The 21426-nt window shown below is 52.8% G+C and carries 11 protein-coding genes and 3 tRNA genes; 6 read left to right on the top strand and 8 right to left on the bottom strand.

Going from position 1 to position 21426, the window contains the following annotated elements:
- Positions 1–96: 96 nt before the first annotated feature.
- The 5 genes from LBJ36_06930 to tnpA form a co-directional block, all read right to left on the bottom strand.
- Positions 97–4701, bottom strand: a complete 4605-nt coding sequence (locus LBJ36_06930; protein MDR1378771.1) for a hypothetical protein — start codon at positions 4699–4701, stop codon at positions 97–99.
- Positions 4702–6161: 1460 nt separating this feature from the next.
- Positions 6162–6235: transfer RNA gene (locus LBJ36_06925), tRNA-Met, on the bottom strand.
- A 25-nt stretch (positions 6236–6260) separates the two neighbouring features.
- Positions 6261–6337, bottom strand: a tRNA-Met gene (locus LBJ36_06920).
- A gap of 52 nt (positions 6338–6389) precedes the next feature.
- Positions 6390–6473: transfer RNA gene (locus tag LBJ36_06915), tRNA-Leu, on the bottom strand.
- A gap of 718 nt (positions 6474–7191) precedes the next feature.
- Positions 7192–7551 (bottom strand): IS200/IS605 family transposase, encoded by a 360-nt coding sequence (tnpA, locus tag LBJ36_06910; GenBank protein MDR1378770.1) that lies wholly within the window; start codon positions 7549–7551, stop codon positions 7192–7194.
- Positions 7552–7863: 312 nt separating this feature from the next.
- Here tnpA and LBJ36_06905 point away from each other — a divergent pair, with 312 nt between their 5' ends.
- Entirely contained in the window at positions 7864–8835 is a 972-nt protein-coding gene (locus tag LBJ36_06905) for a 2-hydroxyacid dehydrogenase (protein ID MDR1378769.1), read from the top strand.
- 12 nt (positions 8836–8847) lie between these two features.
- Here the strand turns inward: LBJ36_06905 and LBJ36_06900 are convergent, their stop codons facing one another.
- On the bottom strand, positions 8848–10215 hold the full coding sequence (locus tag LBJ36_06900) for a HAMP domain-containing histidine kinase (GenBank protein ID MDR1378768.1): 1368 nt from the start codon (positions 10213–10215) through the stop codon (positions 8848–8850).
- 212 nt (positions 10216–10427) lie between these two features.
- On the opposite strand from LBJ36_06900, the gene rlmN reads away from it, so the two are divergent.
- From rlmN to LBJ36_06885, 3 genes are all read left to right on the top strand, one after another.
- On the top strand, positions 10428–11555 hold the full coding sequence (gene rlmN, locus LBJ36_06895) for a 23S rRNA (adenine(2503)-C(2))-methyltransferase RlmN (protein ID MDR1378767.1): 1128 nt from the start codon (positions 10428–10430) through the stop codon (positions 11553–11555).
- Positions 11556–11567: 12 nt separating this feature from the next.
- Positions 11568–13529 carry a S8 family serine peptidase gene (locus LBJ36_06890; GenBank protein MDR1378766.1) on the top strand — a complete coding sequence of 654 codons (1962 nt, stop codon included), beginning with the start codon at positions 11568–11570 and terminating at the stop codon, positions 13527–13529.
- A 212-nt stretch (positions 13530–13741) separates the two neighbouring features.
- A complete protein-coding gene (locus LBJ36_06885) occupies positions 13742–15202 on the top strand; it encodes a tryptophanase (GenBank protein ID MDR1378765.1) in 1461 nt (486 codons plus the stop codon).
- 659 nt (positions 15203–15861) lie between these two features.
- Here LBJ36_06885 and LBJ36_06880 read toward each other — a convergent pair.
- Positions 15862–16128 (bottom strand): DUF1659 domain-containing protein, encoded by a 267-nt coding sequence (locus LBJ36_06880; protein ID MDR1378764.1) that lies wholly within the window; start codon positions 16126–16128, stop codon positions 15862–15864.
- Positions 16128–16973: a prephenate dehydrogenase gene (locus LBJ36_06875; GenBank protein ID MDR1378763.1), complete on the bottom strand. Its 846-nt coding sequence runs from the start codon at positions 16971–16973 to the stop codon at positions 16128–16130. Before LBJ36_06875 ends, LBJ36_06880 begins: the two co-directional genes overlap by 1 nt.
- Positions 16974–17496: 523 nt before the next feature.
- On the opposite strand from LBJ36_06875, the gene ileS reads away from it, so the two are divergent.
- Together ileS and LBJ36_06865 are read left to right on the top strand one after the other, a co-directional pair.
- Entirely contained in the window at positions 17497–20343 is a 2847-nt protein-coding gene (gene ileS / locus LBJ36_06870) for an isoleucine--tRNA ligase (GenBank protein MDR1378762.1), read from the top strand.
- A gap of 62 nt (positions 20344–20405) precedes the next feature.
- Positions 20406–21371 carry an RluA family pseudouridine synthase gene (locus LBJ36_06865; GenBank protein ID MDR1378761.1) on the top strand — a complete coding sequence of 322 codons (966 nt, stop codon included), beginning with the start codon at positions 20406–20408 and terminating at the stop codon, positions 21369–21371.
- Positions 21372–21426 lie beyond the last annotated feature (55 nt).

Raw genomic sequence — 21426 nt, 5'->3', positions numbered from 1 at the left:
CTGATAACGTTCCCTGAGTTCAAGGAAGTATGTTAAGATGTCCGTAGCACACGATACAACCGGTCCGCTTACGCGGACCGGTTGTCGTTAAAGACGCTATTTGACTATTTGAGCTTTAACCTTGTCTGCTAGCCTTGTTTGTTTGCGCGAGAGAAGCGCCACACCGAAAGCCGTCAACGCAAATACACCAAAGCCGGCGTCGCAACCGCCGCCAGAGGACCCGCGGAGATTCTCGTCGCTTTTCTTGACCGCCATAGCGAGGGGGTCGATGACTTTTTTACCGTCTTCTGCCGTCTCCCAGTCGTATTCGCCGTTGTCTTTTATCGCTACGTTGAAATAGTACGACTCATCGCCGACAATCGACGTCGATGGGGCTATCTCCGCACCGGCGCTGTCCGTCCAAATGTACTTTCCATCCGTGATGTTCGCGAGAGAGTCCGCAGAGGTGAGCAGCGCAGTCACTCCGTCAGGCTTCAGCTTCAAAATGAGCAGGTTACCGATGGGAAGCCCATCGAAATCACCAAGTTTCGCATCGAACGTCACGACAGCCGTTTTGCCGCTCTCGGAGACTTCGGTCGCGAATACCGGCAGAGAGACGACCGTCTCCTCATCGTCGATTTGTTCCGCGTCGGCTTCGCCCAGACCGCTCTGAACGGCAGCCACGTCCGCGACAACCACGCCGCCACTCACGATCACGCTGTCGCTCATCGCAACGGGTAATTCGCTCTGCGTCTCCTCGCTAAACACCGTCGGTGTGCTTCCGATTTCGACGCCATCATTTGTGGGCTTTACGGGCGGAGTTGCAACAACGTCGATGACTGAGGGGGTGCCAGAACCGCCAGACGTTCCGGAGTCGTCCGGGGTCAAAGGATCGTCCGGTTTATCACCGTCGGACGCAGGCTGAAGTTCGTATGCGCCGATGTCGGGATCCCCATGCCTCGCAAAGCCGCGCTGATCCGTGGCCGGAGCGCTCTCCGAGTCCGCGGCGTCAACCGCCGGCGAACCCGCCAGCAGCGCAATCGTGGGCGTCCCTTGAACGTTGACCTGCGGAGCGCCCGATACCAGGACAGCCGAGATGTCTACGCCCGTTGACGTATTTTTGCCAAACGCAACCTCAGATATCCCTATGAGGTTGTAATCGCCGATAATTCTGGCATGATTCTCAGGCTCCACACCCGTGGGCTCGGAGAGATCGACGTCAGTGTAAGAACCGCTGCCGTTCCCGGCCACGATGCTGTTGATGAGAGAAAAGTCGCTGCGCGTGCCGAGGCCCGATGGATTGCCCGCAACATTATCTCTGGCCAACACGCCGCCGCCTTTTCCGCTCGCCACTTCATTGCCGACGATGGTGCTGTTCGTGATCCTGCCCCGGGCGCGGCTGTAGGCGATGGCTCCGCCGCCGCTGGCGCTTCCCGATTTGTTGCCGTAAAATGTGCTGTTCTCGATGATCACGTTTTCACCCAGCGTTACATTTTCCTGGTCACCGCTCGAATCGATGGCTCCGCCCGCGCCATTGGCAATATTGTTGATGAACGTACTGTTTTTGACCGAAAGGACGCTGGCGCGATGCTGCAACAAGATGGCGCCGCCGCCTCTGCCGGCCTCCGCGCCATCTCTGCCAACCGCATACGAGGCGTTGCCGCTGAATACGCTGTTATCGACCTCGACTTTTCCTCCGAAGATGGCGAAGGCCCCGCCGCCGTGGGTTTCGGCGTTATAAAGCCCGCTTACCGTGAGGTTTTTCAGGACGATGTGGTTTCCCCTGCCCGTCCCTGTCGCCGTCTCCGTCCACGGCGTGCGGTTCGCGAATCTCAGTCCCGTGTATTGGGCTCCCGCCACGTGTGTCGGGGCAGAGTCGGGAAGAGTGCCTCTAATGGAGTACCCGTTGCCGTTGATGGTCACTCGTACGGGATGGTCGATGTCCTCTTCCCCGTATGTCGACGAAGTTACCGCGTCGATGTCGGCGGCCAGTCTGATGTAGTGCATATCTGAAATATTGTTGTTCACGGCATCGACATCGGGGTTCGGGCGAAAGTCCTCTGCGATGACAACGAGCGTTTGGTCCAGCTCCGTTCCGCTGGAAACGATATAGGGACTGGCCGCGGATCCTGTGCCTTCAACCGGCAATACGAACGACTCGAACGCGCCGATATCGGCCCGCCTCAACCTTGAATAGCCTCGCTGATCTTTCTCTGGAGCTTGCTCCGTGTCCGCGGCGTCAATCGCTAGCGAACTGTCAGACAACGCAATCGTGGGCGTTCCTCTGACGTTGATCTGCGGAGCGCCCGATACCAGGACAGCCGAGACGTCTACACCCGTTGACGTATTTTCGCCAAACGCAACCTCAGATATCCCTATGAGGTTGTAATCGCCGGTAATTCTGGCATGATTCTCAGGCTCCACACCCGTGGGCTCGGAGAGATCGACGTCAGTGTAAGAACCGCTGCCGTTCCCGGCCACGATGCTGTTGATGAGAGAAAAGTCGCTGCGAGTGCCGAGGCCCGACGCGTTGCCCGCAACGTTATCTCTGGCCAACACGCCGCCGCCTTTTCCACTCTTCACTTCATTGCCGACGATGGTGCTGTTCGTTATCCTGCCCAGGGCGCGGCTGTAGGCGATGGCTCCGCCGCCGCTGGCGCTTCCCGATTTGTTGCCGTAAAATGTGCTGTTCTCGATGATCACATTTTCGCCGAGCGTCACATTGTCGCGATCGCCGCTGGAGTCGATGGCGCCGCCCGCACCGGTGGCGGTATTGTTGACAAACGTGCTGTTTTTGACCGAAAGAACGCTGGCGCGATGCTGCAACAAGATGGCTCCACCGCCTCTGCCGGCCTCCGCGCCATTTCTGCCAACCGCATATGAGGCATTGCCATCAAATACGCTGTTATCGACCTCGACTTTTCCTCCGAAGATGGCGAAGGCCCCGCCGCCGTGGGTTTCGGCGTTATAAAGCCCGCTCACCGTGAGATTTTTCAGCACGATGTGGTTTCCCCTGCCCGTCCCTGTCGCCGTCTCCGTCCACGGCGTGCGGTTCGCGAATCTCAGGCCCGTGTATTGGGCTCCCGCTGCGTGTGCCGGGGCAGAGTCGGGAAGAATGCCTCTAATCGCGTGCCCATTGCCGTCGATGGTCACGCGCACGGGATGGTCGATGTCCTCTTCCCCGTATGTCGACGAAGTTACCGCGTCGATGTCGGCGGCCAGGCTGATGTAGTGCATATCCGAAATATTGTTGTTTACGGCATCGGTATCGGGGTTCGGGCGAAAGTCCTCCGCGATGACAACGAGCGTTTGGTCCAGCTCTGTTCCGCTGGAAACGATATACGGACTGGCCGCGGATCCTGTACCTTCAACCGGCAATACAAACGACTCGAACGCGCCGATGTCGGCCTGCCTCAACCTTGAATAGCCTCGCTGATCTTTCTCTGGAGCTTGCGCCGCGTCCGCGGCGTCAATCGCTAGAGAACTGCCAGACAACGCAATCGTGGGCGTTCCCCTGACGTTGATCTGTGGAGCACCCGATACCAGGACAGCCGAGATGCTCACTCCCGTCCGAGTATTGTCAAGCGAAACCTTAGATGTTCCTACGAGGTTGTAAGCGCCGGCAATCTTGACATAGAAGTCAGGACTGGCAACGTTACGATGAATAAAGTCGACGTCAGTGTAGGAGCCGCTGCCATTCCCGATCACGATGCTGTTGATGAGAGAAAAGTCGCTGTAATCGCCGAGGCCCGATGCGTTGCCCGCAACGTTATCTCTGGCCAACACGCCGCCGCCTTTCCCGCTCGTCGCTTCATTGCCGACGATGGTGCTGTTCGTTATCCTGCCCCGAGCGCGGCTGTAGGCGATGGCTCCTCCGCCGCTAGCGCTTCCTGATTTGTTGCCGTAGAATGTACTGTTCTCGATGATAACATTTTCACCGAGCGTCACATTATCTTGATCGCCGCTGGAGTCGATGGCTCCGCCCGCGCCGGTAGCGGTATTGCCGATAAACGTACTGTTTTTGACCGAAAGAACGCTGGCGCGATGCTGCAACAAGATAGCGCCGCCGCCCCTGCCGGGCTCACCGGTACCGCCTCTGCCAGCCGAGTACGAGGCGTTGCCGCTGAATATGCTGTTATCGACCTCGACCTTTCCTCCAAAGATGGCGAACGCTCCGCCGCCGTGGGTTTCGGCGTTATAAAGCCCGCTCACCGTGAGATTTTTCAGCACGATATGGTTTCCCTTGCCTGTTCCTGTCGCCGGGTCTGTTACCGTCCACGGCGTGCGGTTCGCGAACCTCAGACCCGTGTATTGGGCTCCCGTTGCGTGTGCCGGAGCAGAGTCGGGAAGAGTGCCTCTAATCGTGTGCCCCTTGCCGTCGATGGTCACGCGCACGGGGTGGTCGTCGTCCTCATTTCCATACGTCGACGAGGCGATCGCGTCGATGTCATTGCTCAACTCGATGTAGTGCATATTTGAAACATTGTCGCCGCTAACAACATAGTAATCCTCCGCGATGACAATGAGCGCAGCATCGAGATCCTGTCCGCTGCCGACCAAGAACGGAGTTTCTTCAGTGCCGTCGCCCTGTATCCCCTCTATTGAATTAGCCGCCCACGTCTGTGTCGCAGGCATTGCGAGCGCCAAGACGCACAATGTCGCCACTATAAGCCTGGCAAAACTTTTCATTTTTTTGAAACTCTGCTTTTTGAAACTCTGCATTCTAAACACTCCTTCTAAAATACAGCCACTAAAATACAGCCACAACACCAAAAAATGCTAACAAACATAATCTTTACTTGACATACTCCCACGACTAAAGTCATGGGATTCTAAGATCGACAAAGACAGCCGACTGGAACCGGCCTTACGTCTTCTCCTTTAAGAGTGGATGCCCCCACTCTGAGAATATTTACAGCCGCTATTTACAGCCGCCTTGATATCCCGATTGATATCCCGGTCGTGTTTCGCCCCGCATCTCGGACACGTCCATCCACGTCCATCCGTCCGTCCACGGACGGACAGCGGCAACTCAGGAAGAACATATGAAGCCGTTGGCTTTCTCATCGCTTTATCGTAAAAATTATTTATTAAGCATTTGGATAAACGATATTTTTAAAATATATAGAGACTTTGAGTTTTTAAATTCTTAGTGGCGCGAAGCCTCGCCAAGGACGCCTCCGAATACCGAATTCCACCATGCGACATTGGGAAACAGCTTGCCTGAAGAGAAAAGATAAACTATCACTACTCGGAATAGGAGAAAAAAATGAGATGTCAATTGCATTATTTATACTTATATACCCGAACTCGCGATTAACTTCAGTCTTAACAGACATGATTTTTCGCTTTCATCGCTCCCAATCTGAGATGTCATAGTGTTTACTCTGGCAAACATTATATAGCTAAATTACCTAACGTCAAGCTCCCGTTTTTCTCAAAAATTCGCGAAAAGTTATAAAAAACATCCTAAAAATGAGCGGTTACAGTCAACTGGACTTATGTGACTGCCACCGCTCATTGTATCATTAGCCTAACACTTTTCCCTAAAAGACACAAGAAATATCCTAAATAGTGTCACTCGTCTGTGATAATGTCCTCCCATAAGTCGTCTGAGAAAATGTCCGCATGATGCGGGAGAGATTGACATCGAGCTAAAGATAGTTCTATCTCTTCGCCATCAGTGTAGCTCCAGAAGTTTGACATACTCCCACGACTTTAGCCGTGGGAGTATGTTACGACATCACATTTGTCGCTGTATATGATTGATTACGAATTGATTACGACGCGAAGAAAGCGTCCACGCCACCGGATGGTGATAATGATAATATGGTGATAATAGTGGTGGCGGCTGCGAAACCGAAGTAGGCGCGATGGCCGGCATCATTGTGCTCGGCGCGTTGATCATAGCCCGCAGAAGGGCAGTGTAAGTCTGTGTAGTCGTAATCAAATCCATTAGCTTCAAATTTATTGAGGTTATCAGCAAGGACCTCATCACAAATTGGGGTCCTTGCTGAACTGATAAGTCATAAATTGTCAGATTTATATTGAGACTTGATATTGAGACTTGCTCTAAGTGACAAAGACAGACTTCAAAACCCTGATTTGGAATTGACTTATTTATAAATCTATTAAATCTATAAATCTTCTGACTTATAAATCTAAATCTTCTTGAGCGGTAATGGCGGCAACTGGAATCGAACCAGTGACATCGCGGGTATGAACCGCGTGCTCTAACCATCTGAGCCATGCCGCCTCATAAATTTAGGAAATTTGAAAATTGGTTGCGGGGACAGGATTCGAACCTGTGACCTTCGGGTTATGAGCCCGACGAGCTTCCTGGCTGCTCCACCCCGCGATACTCTTTCTTTATACTTCTTTATACCTTATACTTCTTTATACCTTCTTCATGCCGGACGCGGGACTCGAACCCGCACAGATCTAAATCTCCAGGATTTTAAGTCCTGTGCGTCTACCACTTCCGCCAGCCCGGCAACATTAATATTATATCATCTTTATTTATCGTGTCAAGTTTTCTCACCCCCTCCTAAAACCGCGGGGAAAAAAGCATTGATATACTCCCACGACTAAAGTTAAAGTCATGGGATTGTAAGATCGACAAAGACAGCCGACTGAAAGCGGTCTTACGTCTTCTCCTTTAAGAGTGGATGCCCCCACTAAGAGTGGATACCCCCACTCTTAGAATATTTACAGCCGCCTTGATATCCCGATTGATATCCCGATTGATATCCCGATTGATATCCCGGTCGTGTTCCGCCCCGCATCTCGGACACGTCCATCCACTCCATCCACGTCCATCCGTCCATCCATGGACGGACAGCGGCAACTCAGGTTGCTTTAGAGTGAATGAACGATATTTCTCACCTTATTTTCTCAGCTTTTTGCAACTCGGAAGGGACGTTTTAACCCCGCGTTTCAGATTGCTGAAGAACAGTTTGTATACTCTGTCAATACGTTGCGCGATATCTTGTATTTCCTGAGAGCCAATATTATTCCAGTGTCCGTAGCGTTTAGTTTTCTTCAGCTTGGTTATATGCCGTTGCAAACGGATAACATTAAGGCTTTTACCGAACATCTGGTAGTAGCGGCGATGAAGCGCGATCAAATGATTATAGATCGACCCGGCAAGGCTAATCTTATGGTGAAGATGTTTATTCCGTTTGGCCTGGTAGAGTTTGAAAACGTAGGTTCTCATTTATTTTTCTGCTCTTCGATATACTTCATGATAGTTTTCTCTGAAATATGCCCCACAGATTCACAGTAATACGAACGTGTTCGCAAGTAAGGCATTTTTAGGAGATGAGGAAGTTCCAAGCGCAATACTCTTGCCGTATAGCCCTTGAGCTGTCGGACAATATAGTGAGGAGCGTTTATAGACCGCGTTTTGACAAAAGCGTGAATGTGATCCGGCATGATCTCAAGCTTTGCAATCTGAACATCGATCTCATCAGTTTTCTCGTATAAAAGTTCTTTGAGTCGGATTTCTACATTACCAACAAGTACCTTGCGCCGATATTCGATATTTTGGACAACAGATAAGATGACAGCCAATATTGAACACAGATGTGTTCGAATGAATCCATCGTTAATAAGCCATAAAGCCATAAAAGGAGTTTAACATGAAAGTAGACATATGGCAAGAAACCCAATACAAAACAAACGCCGCCGTTGCAATTCTCATCTAACGGCTGAAACCATTGGCTTTTTCATCGCTTTATCGTAAGTGTCATATATGCCCAGACAAAGTACGTGTGCGTGAGGCCAACTGCGATTAGGATTGAACCCTTGACGGAATGTCAGCGTCAAATTATGATCTTTATAAATATAGTACAGATATCGGAACGGTATAAGGAAGTGAGTTGATTGAAAGTATTGAAAGTTTTGTTTTATAGTAAGGAATTTGTGACGATGCACGACCGTTTAGCCGACTGGACTAAAGGACACGAGGCGGATACGGCCGACGAGGATGCGCTTGCCGAGAAAATCGTCGACGCCGATGTCTTGGTGACTCGCCCCGGTGTTGTTGTGAGCGGAGACCTGCTGGATTCCGCGCCGAGATTGAGGTTGCGGCAACAGTGGGGCACGGGCCTCGACGGTGTGGACCTCGACATGTATCGTAAACGGGGGATCGCGGTGTGCAACACGCCTTCCCGGGGCACGGGTAACGCCGAGGGAGTGGCGGAAATCGCCCTGCTACACCTATTGCTCTTGGGTCGCAAGTACGCCTTCGCCCAGCAGAACATTCAGTCGGGAAAAATGTTCTCGCCGAGCGGCGTCTCGCTCTGGAGAAAGACGGTCTGTGTGGTGGGGCTCGGTAATTTGGGACGAACTTTAGCGGAGCGGCTCACGGCTATGGGGATGAGGCTCAGAGGCGTCAACCGCAGTCTCGTGGACCCCGCGCGCCTCAATGAAATGAAGATAAAGGAATTTTTCCTCCTGAGCCGCCTGAGGAAAGCCGTTCCGGGCTGCCGATTCGTCGTCGCGGCCCTCGCCCTCAACGACGAAACTCGCGGGATTTTCGACGACGAGTTTTTCCAGTCTATGGACGAAGGCGCCTTCTTCGTCAACGTCGCTCGGGGCGGTCTCGTGAAAGAAGACGCCCTGTTGAGGGCCTTGAACGAACGTCACATCGCTGGGGCGGGTCTGGACGTGTTGGAAAACGAACCGCCTCTTCCCGGCAATCCCCTCTTGACCCATCCCTCCGTCACCTTGACTCCCCACATCGGTGGCGTTACGGATGAGTCTTTCAAAGGCGTGTTCGACTTCATCCAGGATAACGTTGATCGATTGAGTCGCGGGAAACCCCTACTTTCGCGGCAAGACCTGACCGAGTAAAAAAACGGGAACCTATCCCCACGGGCTGTCAGTCGTGGAGACAATGGGGAGCGAAACCAGCACACTGGCGCCGTTGATGCCGTCCGCGCGATGCGCGAGCATGATGTTTCCACCATGAGAGGTAACCACCTTGCGGGTAAAGGCCAATCCCAGCCCCGTGGAGCCCCAGCCGGACTTCTGGTACAAGGAGGACTGGATTCCAGGTCCATTGTCCATAACCTCAATCTCCAGAAACTGGACGTTGCGCCGGACGTGGATGTCGATGTCCTTCGTTCCCGCGGTGCGATTAGCCCGTGACGCGTTGTCCAGAATATTGAGCAGAGCCCGCGTGAAGCGGATCTCGTTGAGCGACAGGGAAAGCTGTTCGCTGTCGGGTTCAATGACAACGGCGACATGTTCGGCCCAAGGAAAGGGACAGATATGTTTTTCCAAGTCGTCGAAGAATACCTGGACCGGGACGAGACGTTGTTGATCCTCGTGAAGGATTTCCCCGATAATGTGTTCCATGTAATTCGCCGCTTTAAGCATAATGTCAGATTTTTCGGAAGCGGAATGCCCCTCGCTCCGAAACATGAGGGCTATTCCTTTGATGGCCGCCAAGGGGTTTCTGAGATCGTGGACCAGGCTGCGGATATCGACCATGCTGACCTCCAGAAGGGTGTCTTCTTCCTTGGTTCGCTTAGATTGGCTTTCCCAGGAGTGACGCATTTGCCCCAGAAGAATGGAATAGCGTGTCAAAATCCAGGTGGCAATCATGGCCCCCGCCATGAAGCTCAAAAACAGAGCCGTCCCTGCCACACTGGCGATGGCCACGTCCTCGTTGGAGCGGTACATGTCCCGAAAAAGCGTGGAGAGGGCGAGACGGTCCGGCGAAAACATGGGCAAAAGCTCCAGACTCTGGAACGAATAGACCCACAGCAGAATGGCCGCGGCCTTGTCGATCCAGTTTTCTATATTCAGCGTCAAGAGCTGGAAAATGGCGAACAAAAGGAGCACGATATAAAAATTCAAAGGAAATGTGTAGACCAAATTGCGGGAGAGCAGAGGAAACACCGTCCAGACCGCCCAAATGCCCAAGGAAGAAAAGGAGAGCCCCGCGATCAGCTCCGTTCGGTGAAAATAATAACCGATCCCCCTGCCGATCAACCCCCAGGCCACGAGCAACAAAATCACCTGGCCCCCGTGCACGAGCACTCCCAAAGTGGAGCCGAATAGCATGAGTCCGAATGATCGTTCCTGCAAACGTGAGATCATGTAAGCGACGTACCGATTGCCGAAATAAAGAACAGTACACCCCGCTAGAAGAATCAAAATCCCCAGCAAAATGCGTTTGAAGGCCCCACGTTCCTCGATGGGCAACAAAGTCCGATTTTCCACCATCAGGCTTTCACTTCGCCTCTTTAAACATTCTTTACAAAAATCAATCGCGTCATAACTGTTATAATAACCTCGGTTTTGTGTATTCCGGTCATTGACCCCGCGACGACATTCCGAGTACAAGTATAAGAGTATTCGGTAGGAAAGATAAAGGAATACTGCACAAAAAATCTAGGCTATTTCCGCAAGAAGCGCGAAGAATTTAAGGAGATGACATGAAAATAGAAGGCACAAACGCTACGACGACAAAAATCCGTGACGCACTCTCTATGTCTTACGAAGAATGGCAAAAAGCGGTGGAAGAATGGGAAGAGCCCCGTTTTCGAGCTGATCAGATCTGCGGGTGGATCCACGCCAAAAAAGTTTTCGACTACCACTCCATGACAAACCTTTCAAAAGGCCTAAGGGATAAACTGATCTATGAGGCGTTGGTGAAGGTTCCCATTCAGCTAAAGGAACAAAGATCCTCGGACGGTTCTCGCAAATACCTATGGCAACTGGAGGACGGCAATCGCGTTGAGTCCGTGCTCCTGGATCACGGCAATCACACGACGGCATGCGTCTCCAGCCAAGTGGGTTGCCCTTTGGCCTGCGCCTTCTGCGCCACGGGGCAAACGGGTTATATTCGCGACCTCTCGGCGGGAGAGATCGTAGGGCAATTTCTGCTCATGGAGAAACGCCTGGGCAGAGACATCAACAACATAGTGTTCATGGGTATGGGCGAGCCATTGCTCAACGAAACCAATGTATTCAAAAGCATCGGCGCGTTGAACCATCCCAAAATGCGCAATTTGGGAGGACGCCACATTACGATCTCCACATCGGGGATCGTGCCGGGCATACGGGACCTGGCGGACTTCGGGACTCCCGTGCGGCTGTCCGTTTCGCTGCACGCCTCCAATGATTCGCTCCGCGACAAGCTGATGCCTGTCAACAAACAATATTCCCTGGCTACCCTTGTGGAGGCGATGCGCCACTACAAAAAACGCACGAGCGAGCGCATCACCATAGAGTACGTCTTGATAGACGGAGTTAACGACGATCCTCAGTTCGCCTTCGAGATAGCCGCTCTTCTAGACGGGCTTGGAGTTTACGTCAACGTCATTCCCTACAATCCCATCGACACGCTTATAATAGGAAACGCGGCCAAAATGACTCTAAAACGCCCTGCCCCGGCTAGGATCAAGGCGTTTTGTGCCGCGCTTTCGGAGTTGTCGATAGAGTTCGAGCTTCGGCGAGAAAAAGGAACGGACATCCTTGCGGCTTGTGGTCAATTGGCGGGAGTCCTGAAAGACCAGAACAGGGAACAGAACAGGGAAGGCGCGCGTGACCGTTTATTCTAAGGAGGAATTTTTGTGAGCGTGAATAAAAAATGGACCAACTTCGCAGGACTGGTTTTGATTGGGGTCATTTTGCTGGTTTTGTACGCTTCCAGCGCCTTGTCCCAGCCCACGGTAAACGCGGCGAGAGGAGACTACGCTCCCGGCGAGGTATTGGTGGTGCTCAAAAATCGAATCGGACGACTGAATGTCTCGACTCTGTCCAGCGCGGCGGGAACGAGCTACGTTAAGAGCGCCTCCTCCTCCGTGGGGGCCAAAGCGGTCACGACTTACGCCGCTTTATCCGAAGCTGGAAACGGGATTTTCGTCTTGATGAGGTCCGAGACAAAAAGCACGGAGGAACTGTTGACCGAACTCGAAAAAAACCCCGACGTGGAGTGTGCGTCTCCCAACTATCGCGTATATGCCGATACAACGCCCAATGATCCATACTTCGACGGAAGTGCCGGAAACCTCTGGGGGCTAAAAAAAATACGGGCTAATGAAGCCTGGGAGACGACGACGGGAAGCGACAGCGTGTACGTGGCCGTGGCGGATACCGGCGTGTATTATGAGCACGCAGATCTAGCGAGCAACGTGGATATGTCTTTGAGCCGGAGTTTCGTCAATTCGGAGAACAACGACACGACGCCAGTGGAGAGCCACAACTTTGGGGACGACAACGGACACGGAACCCACGTGGCGGGTACGATAGCCGCTGTAGGCAACAATGGAATAGGGGTCGTCGGGGTCAACTGGAACACCAAGATTCTTGCGCTGAAGGTTCTCGACGAGGACGGCGTAGGATACTATTCTTGGGTCACTGCTGGTATTGATTATCTCCTCAAGCTCTTGAAGGAGAAGCCCGACTTACGTGTCGTCGCTTTTAATTTTTCTCTGGGAGGATGGATGAGCCCCACGCCGGATGCCATCCGAAACTCAGCAATGTGGCGAGCCTACAAACTGTTGGATCAGACGGACCGAACCGTCATTGTAGTGGCGTCCGGCAACGAGGGCCACGAGGTGGGCGCGCCGGCGCCCTATAGTTTTTCGAGTCTGGAAATAGCTCAAGGTGACTACTGCTACCCCAGCTCCTACACGGGCCTGAATAACATGTTGGTGGTAGGGGCGATCGACGTGAACGACAACGCAGGAGATTTCGCGAACTGGAGCAGTAAGTCGGTGCATCTGGCCGCGCCGGGAGTGAATATTTGGAGCACTTACTCGCCTTTGGCCACGGACAAACCAGGACTTTACAAATCATCAAGCGGAACATCCATGGCGACGCCTCATGTGGCTGGCGCTGTAGCGTTGATCGCATCGTTCCGTCCAGAGCTGGGGGCGCACCAATTGAAACTTTTGTTGAACGCCGCCGCTAACAGGAACATCAATCCCACATCCCCGGGAAAGCAGCTCGGCCGCGAGATCCCCCCCCAGAACGTCGTCGATAAAACGCTTTCAAAATACGGGCTTTTGGACGTCAAAACCGCCCTTGACGCAGACCTCCCCGCGTCCGTTCCCGTCAGCAGCATCGTGGTGCTCCCTACGTCTCCCGCCCTAACGTTAGCTAACACGGTCCAGCTCTACGCCATCCTGGAACCGGAAGAGGCAACAGATATTGATGTCACATGGAGCAGCAGCAGTGCCGACGTGGCCACTGTCGACTCCATGGGTCTGGTGACCGCGCATACTTTGGGTACAACGGTCATTACAGCCAGCGCGTCGGGAGGCACCGACATCTTCAAGAGCATGAGTATCACCGTGCGGGAGTTCATTCCAGATCCAGACAATAACCCCCCCGCGCGTCCAGCAAATCAACCTCCGACCGGAAGCGGCGGCGGCGGCGGCGGTTGTGACACGGGCATAGGGGCTTTCGTCTTTATTTTAGGAGGTTTTGGAGCCTGGAAATTTGCGGTTCACAGATTCAGGTTCTTTAGAGAATCCTTGACAACTCGTGGGTCGGATGCTATCCTACCTAAGTCTTTACGTAAAAGATAGGGGATAATATAGATGTCAAGTGTTATTTCCGTTATTTCTATTGTTTTCGTGTACGTGTATTATTATGAGTCTGGACCTCTGAGGGTGCCCGGCTTGTAATTTTTTGTGTTTCAAAAACAAAAATGACACGAGTTCTCAAGAGGGTCCTTCACCGAAATATGGGAGAAGGGCCCTCTGTTTTTGTATCTTTCAAATTCGAGAGGGTGCTAGAAGTGAACGGTATTATGAACGGTATGATTAAGTTTTTCGGTAGTAAGGATTTTCCCCTGGAAATGCACAAAGTGCGCATCGTCCAAAAGCTGAATTTGACCCCTGTGGAGGAGCGGGTTTCGGCGATACGCCAGGCTGGTTTCAACACGTTTTTGTTGAAAAATTGCTCAGTTTTCCTCGACATGTTGACAGACAGTGGAGTCAACGCCATGAGCGACAGGCAACTGGCCTCTATGATGATCGCTGACGACAGTTACGCGGGGTCTATGAGCTTCGAGCGCCTCTGCGAGACGGCCCAAAACATTTTCGGCAAGGAGTTTATCCTGCCGACTCACCAGGGCAGAGCCGCGGAAAATATTCTCGCCTGTGCTTTCGTCAAAGAGGGTAATATCATCCCTATGAACTATCACTTTACCACCGCGAAAGCTCATATCGGCTTAAAAGGAGGTTCGGTGCTAGAACTGTTCACACCGGCGGCAATGAAACTCTCCAGCGACGACCCCTTTAAGGGCAATATGGATGTGGCGGCGTTGGAAAAAGCCCTCGAAACCCACGCTGGTAACGTGCCTTTCGTTAGAGTGGAGGCCGGAACGAACCTGATCGGCGGACAACCTTGGTCCTTAGCCAACCTGCAAGAGGTCAGCGCCGTTACCCGTGCGCGCAAGGTGGCGTTGGTCCTGGACGCCTCGCTGCTGGCCGACAACCTTTACTTCATCAAAACCAGGGAGGCCGCGCAAAAAGACAAGAGCATACGTGAGATAACGAAAACCATCGCGGACGCGGTCGACATCATTTACTTCTCCGCGCGAAAGCTGGGCTGCGCCCGAGGTGGTTTGATACTGACCAACGACGCGAGTTTGCACGAGACCATGCGGACTTTTATTCCCTTGTACGAGGGTTTTCTCACCTACGGCGGCATGTCGGTGCGCGAGATCGAGGCGATGGCAGTTGGCCTGGAGGAAACTATGGATTTCGATATGATACGTCACGGTCCGGAGTTCATTGCCTTCATGGCCACCGAACTCATGCGTCAGAAAGTCCCTGTTGTCACACCTCCCGGTGGTCTGGGATGTCACTTAAACGCTGGTGAGTTTCTTCCTCATTTGCCCAAAGAAGAATATCCTGCGGGCTCCTTGGCGGCGGCGGTGTTCATTGCCGGGGGCATCCGGGGAATGGAGCGTGGCACTTTGTCAGAGGAACGGAACTCCGATGGCTCCGAGCATCTATGCGACATGGAACTCTTGAGGTTAGCCCTGCCTCGCCGAGTATTCACTCTATCGCAGGTGAAGTACGCTGTGGATCGTATACACTGGCTTTTCGAGAACAGGGAACTGGTGGGCGGACTAAAATGGGTATCCGAACCGAAAGTACTCCGGTTCTTCAGCGGTAAACTGGATGCCTTGAGCGATTGGCCAGAAAAACTGGCGCGAAAGTTCCGAAAAGACTTGGGGGATAGTCTGTAAAACTATCAAAAAAGCCGGAAGGAACGGATAAAGGTTTCTTCCGGCGGCTCTTTCTATTAGCTCTTTTATTGGCTATGAACACCGCTCATGCGGGACTTTGACATACTCCCACGACTAAAGTCATGGGATTGTAAGATGGGATTGTAAGATCGACAAAGACAGCCGACTGAAACCGGTCTTACGTCTTCTCCTTTAAGATACATCTTCTCCTTTAAGAGCGAATGCCCCCACTCTGAGAATATTTACAGCCGCCTTGATATCCCGATTGATATCCCGGTCGTGTTCCGCCCCGCCCCACATCTCGGACACGTCCATCCACGGACGGACAGCGGCAACTGTGGATTTAACACGACCATTGTTATATTACTGACACTCAGATTGCTCATTATGTTGGACAAAGACAACATTGTTGCTAAAGCTGTTGATGTACGAGAAATGACGCTATCTTTTTCGCCGGAAAAAGACGTGATGCTTAGACTCTTCCCTGTATATATTTTGTCAGTTAGTTTTAGCACTTCATCGTAAGTCCCAGGTTTAATTTTTACCACTACATCCACGAAATACCTGGGAATAGCATTCAGCGCTGCCTGGATCGTCTGATACGGCCTTGCTGCTGTTCCGTTTTTTAGCGTCTTAATTCTCCAATTTAATTTTCCAATTTAATTTTCCAATACGCTAACGATAGTCCGCTCTATCGTCATATAATCGCCCGCGAGGACGTCGATCATAGCCCCGACGACGCCCATAATCGCACCGGTCGCAGCGGTCGGGGAAATGTCGCTTAACGTGACCGACTTTATGATCGCGGTTCCTGAAGCCGGGTTTGTGCCGGTAGAAATTTTGACCGCTACAGAGCTGCGTTTTAAAGTTGAGGGCTGAATCTTACGCTCCTTCAATCCTTCAATGGACCCTTCAATGGTTTGCATTACCTCGCCAGCATTTTCCTCTTATTCCTGCCAGCCTTGTCGAGTAGCGAGTACAGCAGGGTTTTGTCGCCGTCAGCGAGAGACCTGCGGATAGTCTGTAAGCTACCGATGTATTCGTTGAGCCGGGCAAGTGTGTGCGACCTATTGTCCATCAGCAGCTCCGTCCACGCCTCCGGGTTTATGTTGGCGATGCGTGTACAGTCACGAAACGCCCCGGCCGCGAAAGCCGACGTCATACCCGCGTGAAACTCCACGCAGAGCCCTGCCGCGGCAATGTGCATCAAATCACTGGTATAGGCGATCACGCTGTCATGTTCGCCTGGAGGAGAGGTTGCCAACCTTGTCACCCCGATGTACTCCGCTATATCTTTCATTAAAGCGATATCCTCGGGCTTACTGCTGGGAAGCGGGCAGATGATCATGCCGGAGTTTTTGTAAATCGCGGGGTCCGCGTTGTCTATGCCGTCTCGCTCCTTGCCAGTCATGGGGTGGATTCCGACGTAGTCCACGTGCTCTGGCAGCAAGCCTCGCAGTTTGGCGTACAATTCACTTTTCACCCCGCAGATGTCGGATACCACCGAGCCGGTTTTGAAACACAACGCGTTCTCTGATATCAACCGCGGAATATGACGCGCGTATACGCAAAAGATGATTAGGTCTGCGCCGTGTATGGCGTCTCCCGCGTCTACATAGGCTTCATCCACAAAACCGGCCTGTTTTGCCTTGACGCAAACGCCTTCTGAAACATCCGCGCCCGCAATTCGAGCGTTTTTGAAACCGTGCAGCGCTCCGGCGAGGGACGCGCCCATCAACCCTAGTCCAATAATGCCTATCCTGTAGCTCATTTCATTCTCTCCATTCTATAAAACAAGAAACAAAAAAATAACCGGGGCCCTCTTCCGGACCCCGGTTTCACATACTGAATCGCGCTATGTCGTATCTTCTCTATCCTTCTCTATCAGGCCGGACCACGACAAGCACAAATCCTCCGCGAATCAGGACCCATGCTAATAAAGGAGAAGATAGTATAATAATAAAATGACTTGTAATAAATTGCTAACTCATACCTCATATCTCCATCTCTCCTTCAGTCGTTTTCAGCCGTTAAAACGCCTTGAGCTTTACTGCGCTCAATATATGTGTTTATAAATCAGAACCCCATTTTTGTCAAGGAGTTCGCGGGTTGGTCTCATAAAGTTGTTGTCGTCATCGTCACAACTCCTTGTCCATATTTTACTGCCGCCACGCTTGCCCAACTCTCTTACGTTTGATCCACGCTCCCGCTTTATGATAGTATTATATATCACCCGCGCGCTGATTGAAGAGCGCGTTGAATGGTGATATGTTTTTATCGAGGGGGCGGTTTGGATGTGTAAAGAAGTAAAGGATTATAAAGATACGCTGAACCTTCCTGTCACGAGCTTTCCCATGAGGGCCAACTTGGCAAGCCGGGAGCCCGATTTTTTAAAGTTCTGGCAGGATAACGACACGTATCACAAAGCTTTGAAGCGGCGCGAGGGCGCGGAGAAGTTCATTCTTCACGACGGACCTCCTTACGCCAATGCCAATATTCACATCGGAACCGCTTTCAACAAAATTCTCAAGGACTTTATTCCTAAGTATAAATTGATGTGTGGCTACTACGCCCCCTTTATCCCCGGCTACGACACCCACGGCCTCCCTATCGAGCTTCGGGTCCTGAAGGATGAAAAAATGTCCAAAGAGGCGGCCGACCCCGTCTTGCTTCGCAAAAAGTGCACGGAGTTCGCCTATCGATTCATCGACGTTCAAACCGACGAGTTCAAGCGTCTGGGAGTGTTCGGCGAATGGGACGCCCCCTACATCACTCTCGAACCGGCTTACGAAGCCGTGGAATTGAACGCCTTCGCCGAGATGATCGACAAAGACTTAGTGTACCGCGGACTCAAGCCAGTCTACTGGTGCATCGACTGCCAAACGGCCCTAGCCACAAGCGAAATTGAATACTGGGATGAATCCTCGCCCTCCGTCACCATCGCCTACCCCATGCCGGGCGTGAGCGAAAGATACCCCCAACTGGCGGGTAAAGATGTTTCCGTCCTCATCTGGACGACGACCCCCTGGACCTTGGCCGCCAGTATGGCCGTGGCCCTACATCCTCAGTACGAATATGGCTTTTACGAGGCGGACGAAACGGGGAACCAGAGCAACTCCAAGGTTTACCTGATCGCGGCGGACCTGAAAAACTCCGTGGCCAAGGAGACGGGATTGACCTTTGGCGAGTCCATCCTCAAAGTCAAAGGTTCCGAGCTGGAAGGCTTGATTTCCATCCATCCTTTTTATGACGAGAGGAAAGTTCCCCTGATTTTGGCCGATTACATCTTGTTAGACTCGGGCACGGGCTGCGTCCACACGGCGCCCGGTCACGGCACGGAGGACTTTGAGAGCGGCGTCAAGTATGGTATCGACATCTACAATCCCGTGGACGAGACGGGACATTATCTCAAAAATACCTCCCTCTTTGGCGGCATGGACATTGATTCGGGCGGAAAAAAGGCACTGGAACTCATCGCAGAACGGGGACGCCTCTTGGGCAATAGCACGATCATGCACAGCTACCCTCACTGCTGGCGCTGCAAAAAACCCGTCATTTTCCGCGCCACAGAACAGTGGTTCATCTCCGTGCCCAAGTTCCGGAATAGAGCCTTAGAGGTCATCGAGAAGGAAGTCCGCTGGATACCCGATTGGGGGCGCGACCGTATTTACAATATGGTGAGGGACCGCTCCGACTGGTGCATCAGCCGTCAGAGGATCTGGGGTGTTCCCATTCCGGCCCTGAAGTGTGAGGACTGCGGCGCATACTCCTTGACCTCTCAACGGGTACGTCGCTTCGCGGAAAAGGTTAAAGACGCGCCTAACGGCTGTTCCATCTGGTGGGACAAGGAAAAGACGCCCCAGAAACTCTTCGGCGACTTGGCCGTCTGCGATGCTTGCGGATCCCAGAACTTGTCGAAAACCAACGATATCATCGATGTCTGGTTCGACTCCGGCGTCTCCCATTTCGCCGTGCTGAACACGAGGGAAGGGCACGAATGGCCTACGGAACTCTACTTAGAAGGCAGCGACCAACACCGCGGTTGGTTCCAGTCCTCCCTCATGACCGCCGTGGCGGTGAAGGGCAGAGCACCCTACAAACAGGTTCTAACTCACGGATTCATTTTAGACGGCGAAGGACGCAAGATGTCGAAGTCCCTGGGGAACAGCGTCTTCCCTCAAGAGGTGGTGGACGAGTACGGGGCGGACATCCTGCGCCTGTGGGTAGCGTCTACCGACTACCGCAACGATGTGCGCATCTCGAAGACCATTATGAAGTCTTTGTCGGAGACCTACCGACGCATCCGCAACACCGCCCGCTTCCTACTGGGGAACCTGCACGACTTCGACCCTAAGCGCCATGTTGTACCCAGGGACAAGATGCAACCTATGGACCGATGGATTCTCGGCCGACTAAACCGAGTCGTCGAGCGGGCTGGGGAGGGCTTCGAGAACTACGAGTACCACCTGCCCACCTACGCGATCCACTCCTTCTGCGTCACGGAGCTGAGTTCTTTCTACCTGGACGTGAATAAGGACCGCCTTTACGTGGAGTCCGCCGATTCCCTTCTCCGCCGGAGCGCGCAAACCGCCATGTGGGAGGTGCTCTCCGCCGTCGCCCGTATGCTTGCGACGATCCTCAGCTTCACCGCGGAGGAGATCTGGCAGGAGATGCGCGCCATCGACTCCACTCTGCCTGAGAGCGTCTTCTTGTCCGATTTCCCCAAGCCCGACCCCAGCGCCATAGACGAGCCCTTGGACGCTTTATGGAGCGACGCTCTGTGGAGCAAGGTCTTGCTCTTACGAGGAGCCGTATCTCGCGCTCTGGAAGAACTGCGGGCCGCGAAGACCATTGGAACCTCGCTAGAAGCTCACGTGCAGGTCAAAAAGACAGAGGACCTGGCAGATGTCGTCTCGGCTTTTACGTTGCAAGAAATGGCCGACATCGCGATCGTGTCCAAGTTCGAGTGGGTAGAGGATTTTTCTCTGCCTCTGGCTAAAGTGATCACGGACGAGGAAACAGGTTACGTCATGGCCGTGGCCTTCACGTCCGGCGTCAAGTGTCCACGGTGCTGGAAGTACTCCGAAACTCCCGGTGAGAATGGACTATGCCCTCGGTGCGTAGGCGTGTTGAAGGCTTAGAAAAGAGTTAGAGACTAAAAGAGGAGTGGGAGAGAGCCCCCTTTAGGCTTCCCCTGCCTCTTTTGCTTCCCGCCATGACAGTCGAGCGCTACATCGCCCAAATATCGGAACGGTTGGATATTTCCCTTGCCCGGCAGCTGGGGATTACCCGCGCTTTCGCTCAAAAGCTGATCCGCGAGGGCCACGTGTCGTTAGAGTCGCTGAATGATCCTTCTTTCAAGATCAAACCCTCCTACAAGATATCGGAGGGTCAATCTTTTTCTGTGTCCATTCCACCAACTCAAATCCTGGGAATTGAGCCCGAGGACGTTTTCTTTGAGGTCGCTCATGAGGACCCGTACCTTTTGGTCATCGACAAACCAGCCGGTCTTGTGGTGCATCCCGCGTCGGGGCACTGGACGGGAACTCTGGTGCACGGGCTTCTCTTTCGATATCCCGATCTCGGACCGTTCAACAACGTGGCGCGGCCGGGCATCGTCCACCGACTGGACGCCACCACCTCCGGGCTGATGCTGGTAGCCCGGGAACAGAGGACGATGGAAGCCCTCCAGAAAGACTTCAAAGAACGAGCTATCGAGAAATATTATCTTGCTCTGGTTCAGGGACGTTTCAAGCGACAGACGGGGATTATCGAGGGTCCCATCGGCCGTAACCCACAAAATCGCCTGAAGATGGCTGTCATCGAAGGTGGACGGGACTCGGCTACAGAGTATCGCGTGCTTTGGAATAGCGCGAACTATGCTTTGCTGATCTGCAAGCTCCTCACGGGACGCACCCATCAGATACGCGTCCACTTGGCGGCGGAGGGACACCCCCTTGTAGGGGATACCCTTTATGGCGCGCAACGGATCGAGGGGCTCAATCGGGTTTTTTTGCACTCTTGGCGACTGGCCTTCAATCACCCTGTGACGAGCCGACCTTTGAGCTTTACTTCACTTCTGCCTCAGGATCTGCGCCAGTGCCTAGCTAACCTTGGTCTTCCACGGCGCGAGAAGTGCGAGGTGACGTTTGGCGGTTGGCGATGCTAAAAGAATAGCTGTATAATCTCAATAGGCCTTTTTTTAGGTTTTTGCTTTAGGTTTT

The organism is Synergistaceae bacterium, from assembly GCA_031267575.1.
Classification (GTDB): domain Bacteria; phylum Synergistota; class Synergistia; order Synergistales; family Aminobacteriaceae; genus JAIRYN01.
Note: the sequence above shows the minus strand (reverse complement) of the source record. Positions and strands in the feature narration are given on the sequence as shown.

Excerpts from the sequence above, each read along its gene's own strand:
- LBJ36_06930 (MDR1378771.1), bottom strand. The coding sequence starts at position 4,701 with ATGCAGAGTTTCAAAAAGCAGAGTTTCAAAAAAATGAAAAGTTTTGCC.
- LBJ36_06900 (MDR1378768.1), bottom strand. The coding sequence starts at position 10,215 with ATGGTGGAAAATCGGACTTTGTTGCCCATCGAGGAACGTGGGGCCTTC.
- rlmN (MDR1378767.1), top strand. The coding sequence starts at position 10,428 with ATGAAAATAGAAGGCACAAACGCTACGACGACAAAAATCCGTGACGCA.
- LBJ36_06880 (MDR1378764.1), bottom strand. The coding sequence starts at position 16,128 with ATGCAAACCATTGAAGGGTCCATTGAAGGATTGAAGGAGCGTAAGATT.
- LBJ36_06875 (MDR1378763.1), bottom strand. The coding sequence starts at position 16,973 with ATGAGCTACAGGATAGGCATTATTGGACTAGGGTTGATGGGCGCGTCC.
- ileS (MDR1378762.1), top strand. The coding sequence starts at position 17,497 with ATGTGTAAAGAAGTAAAGGATTATAAAGATACGCTGAACCTTCCTGTC.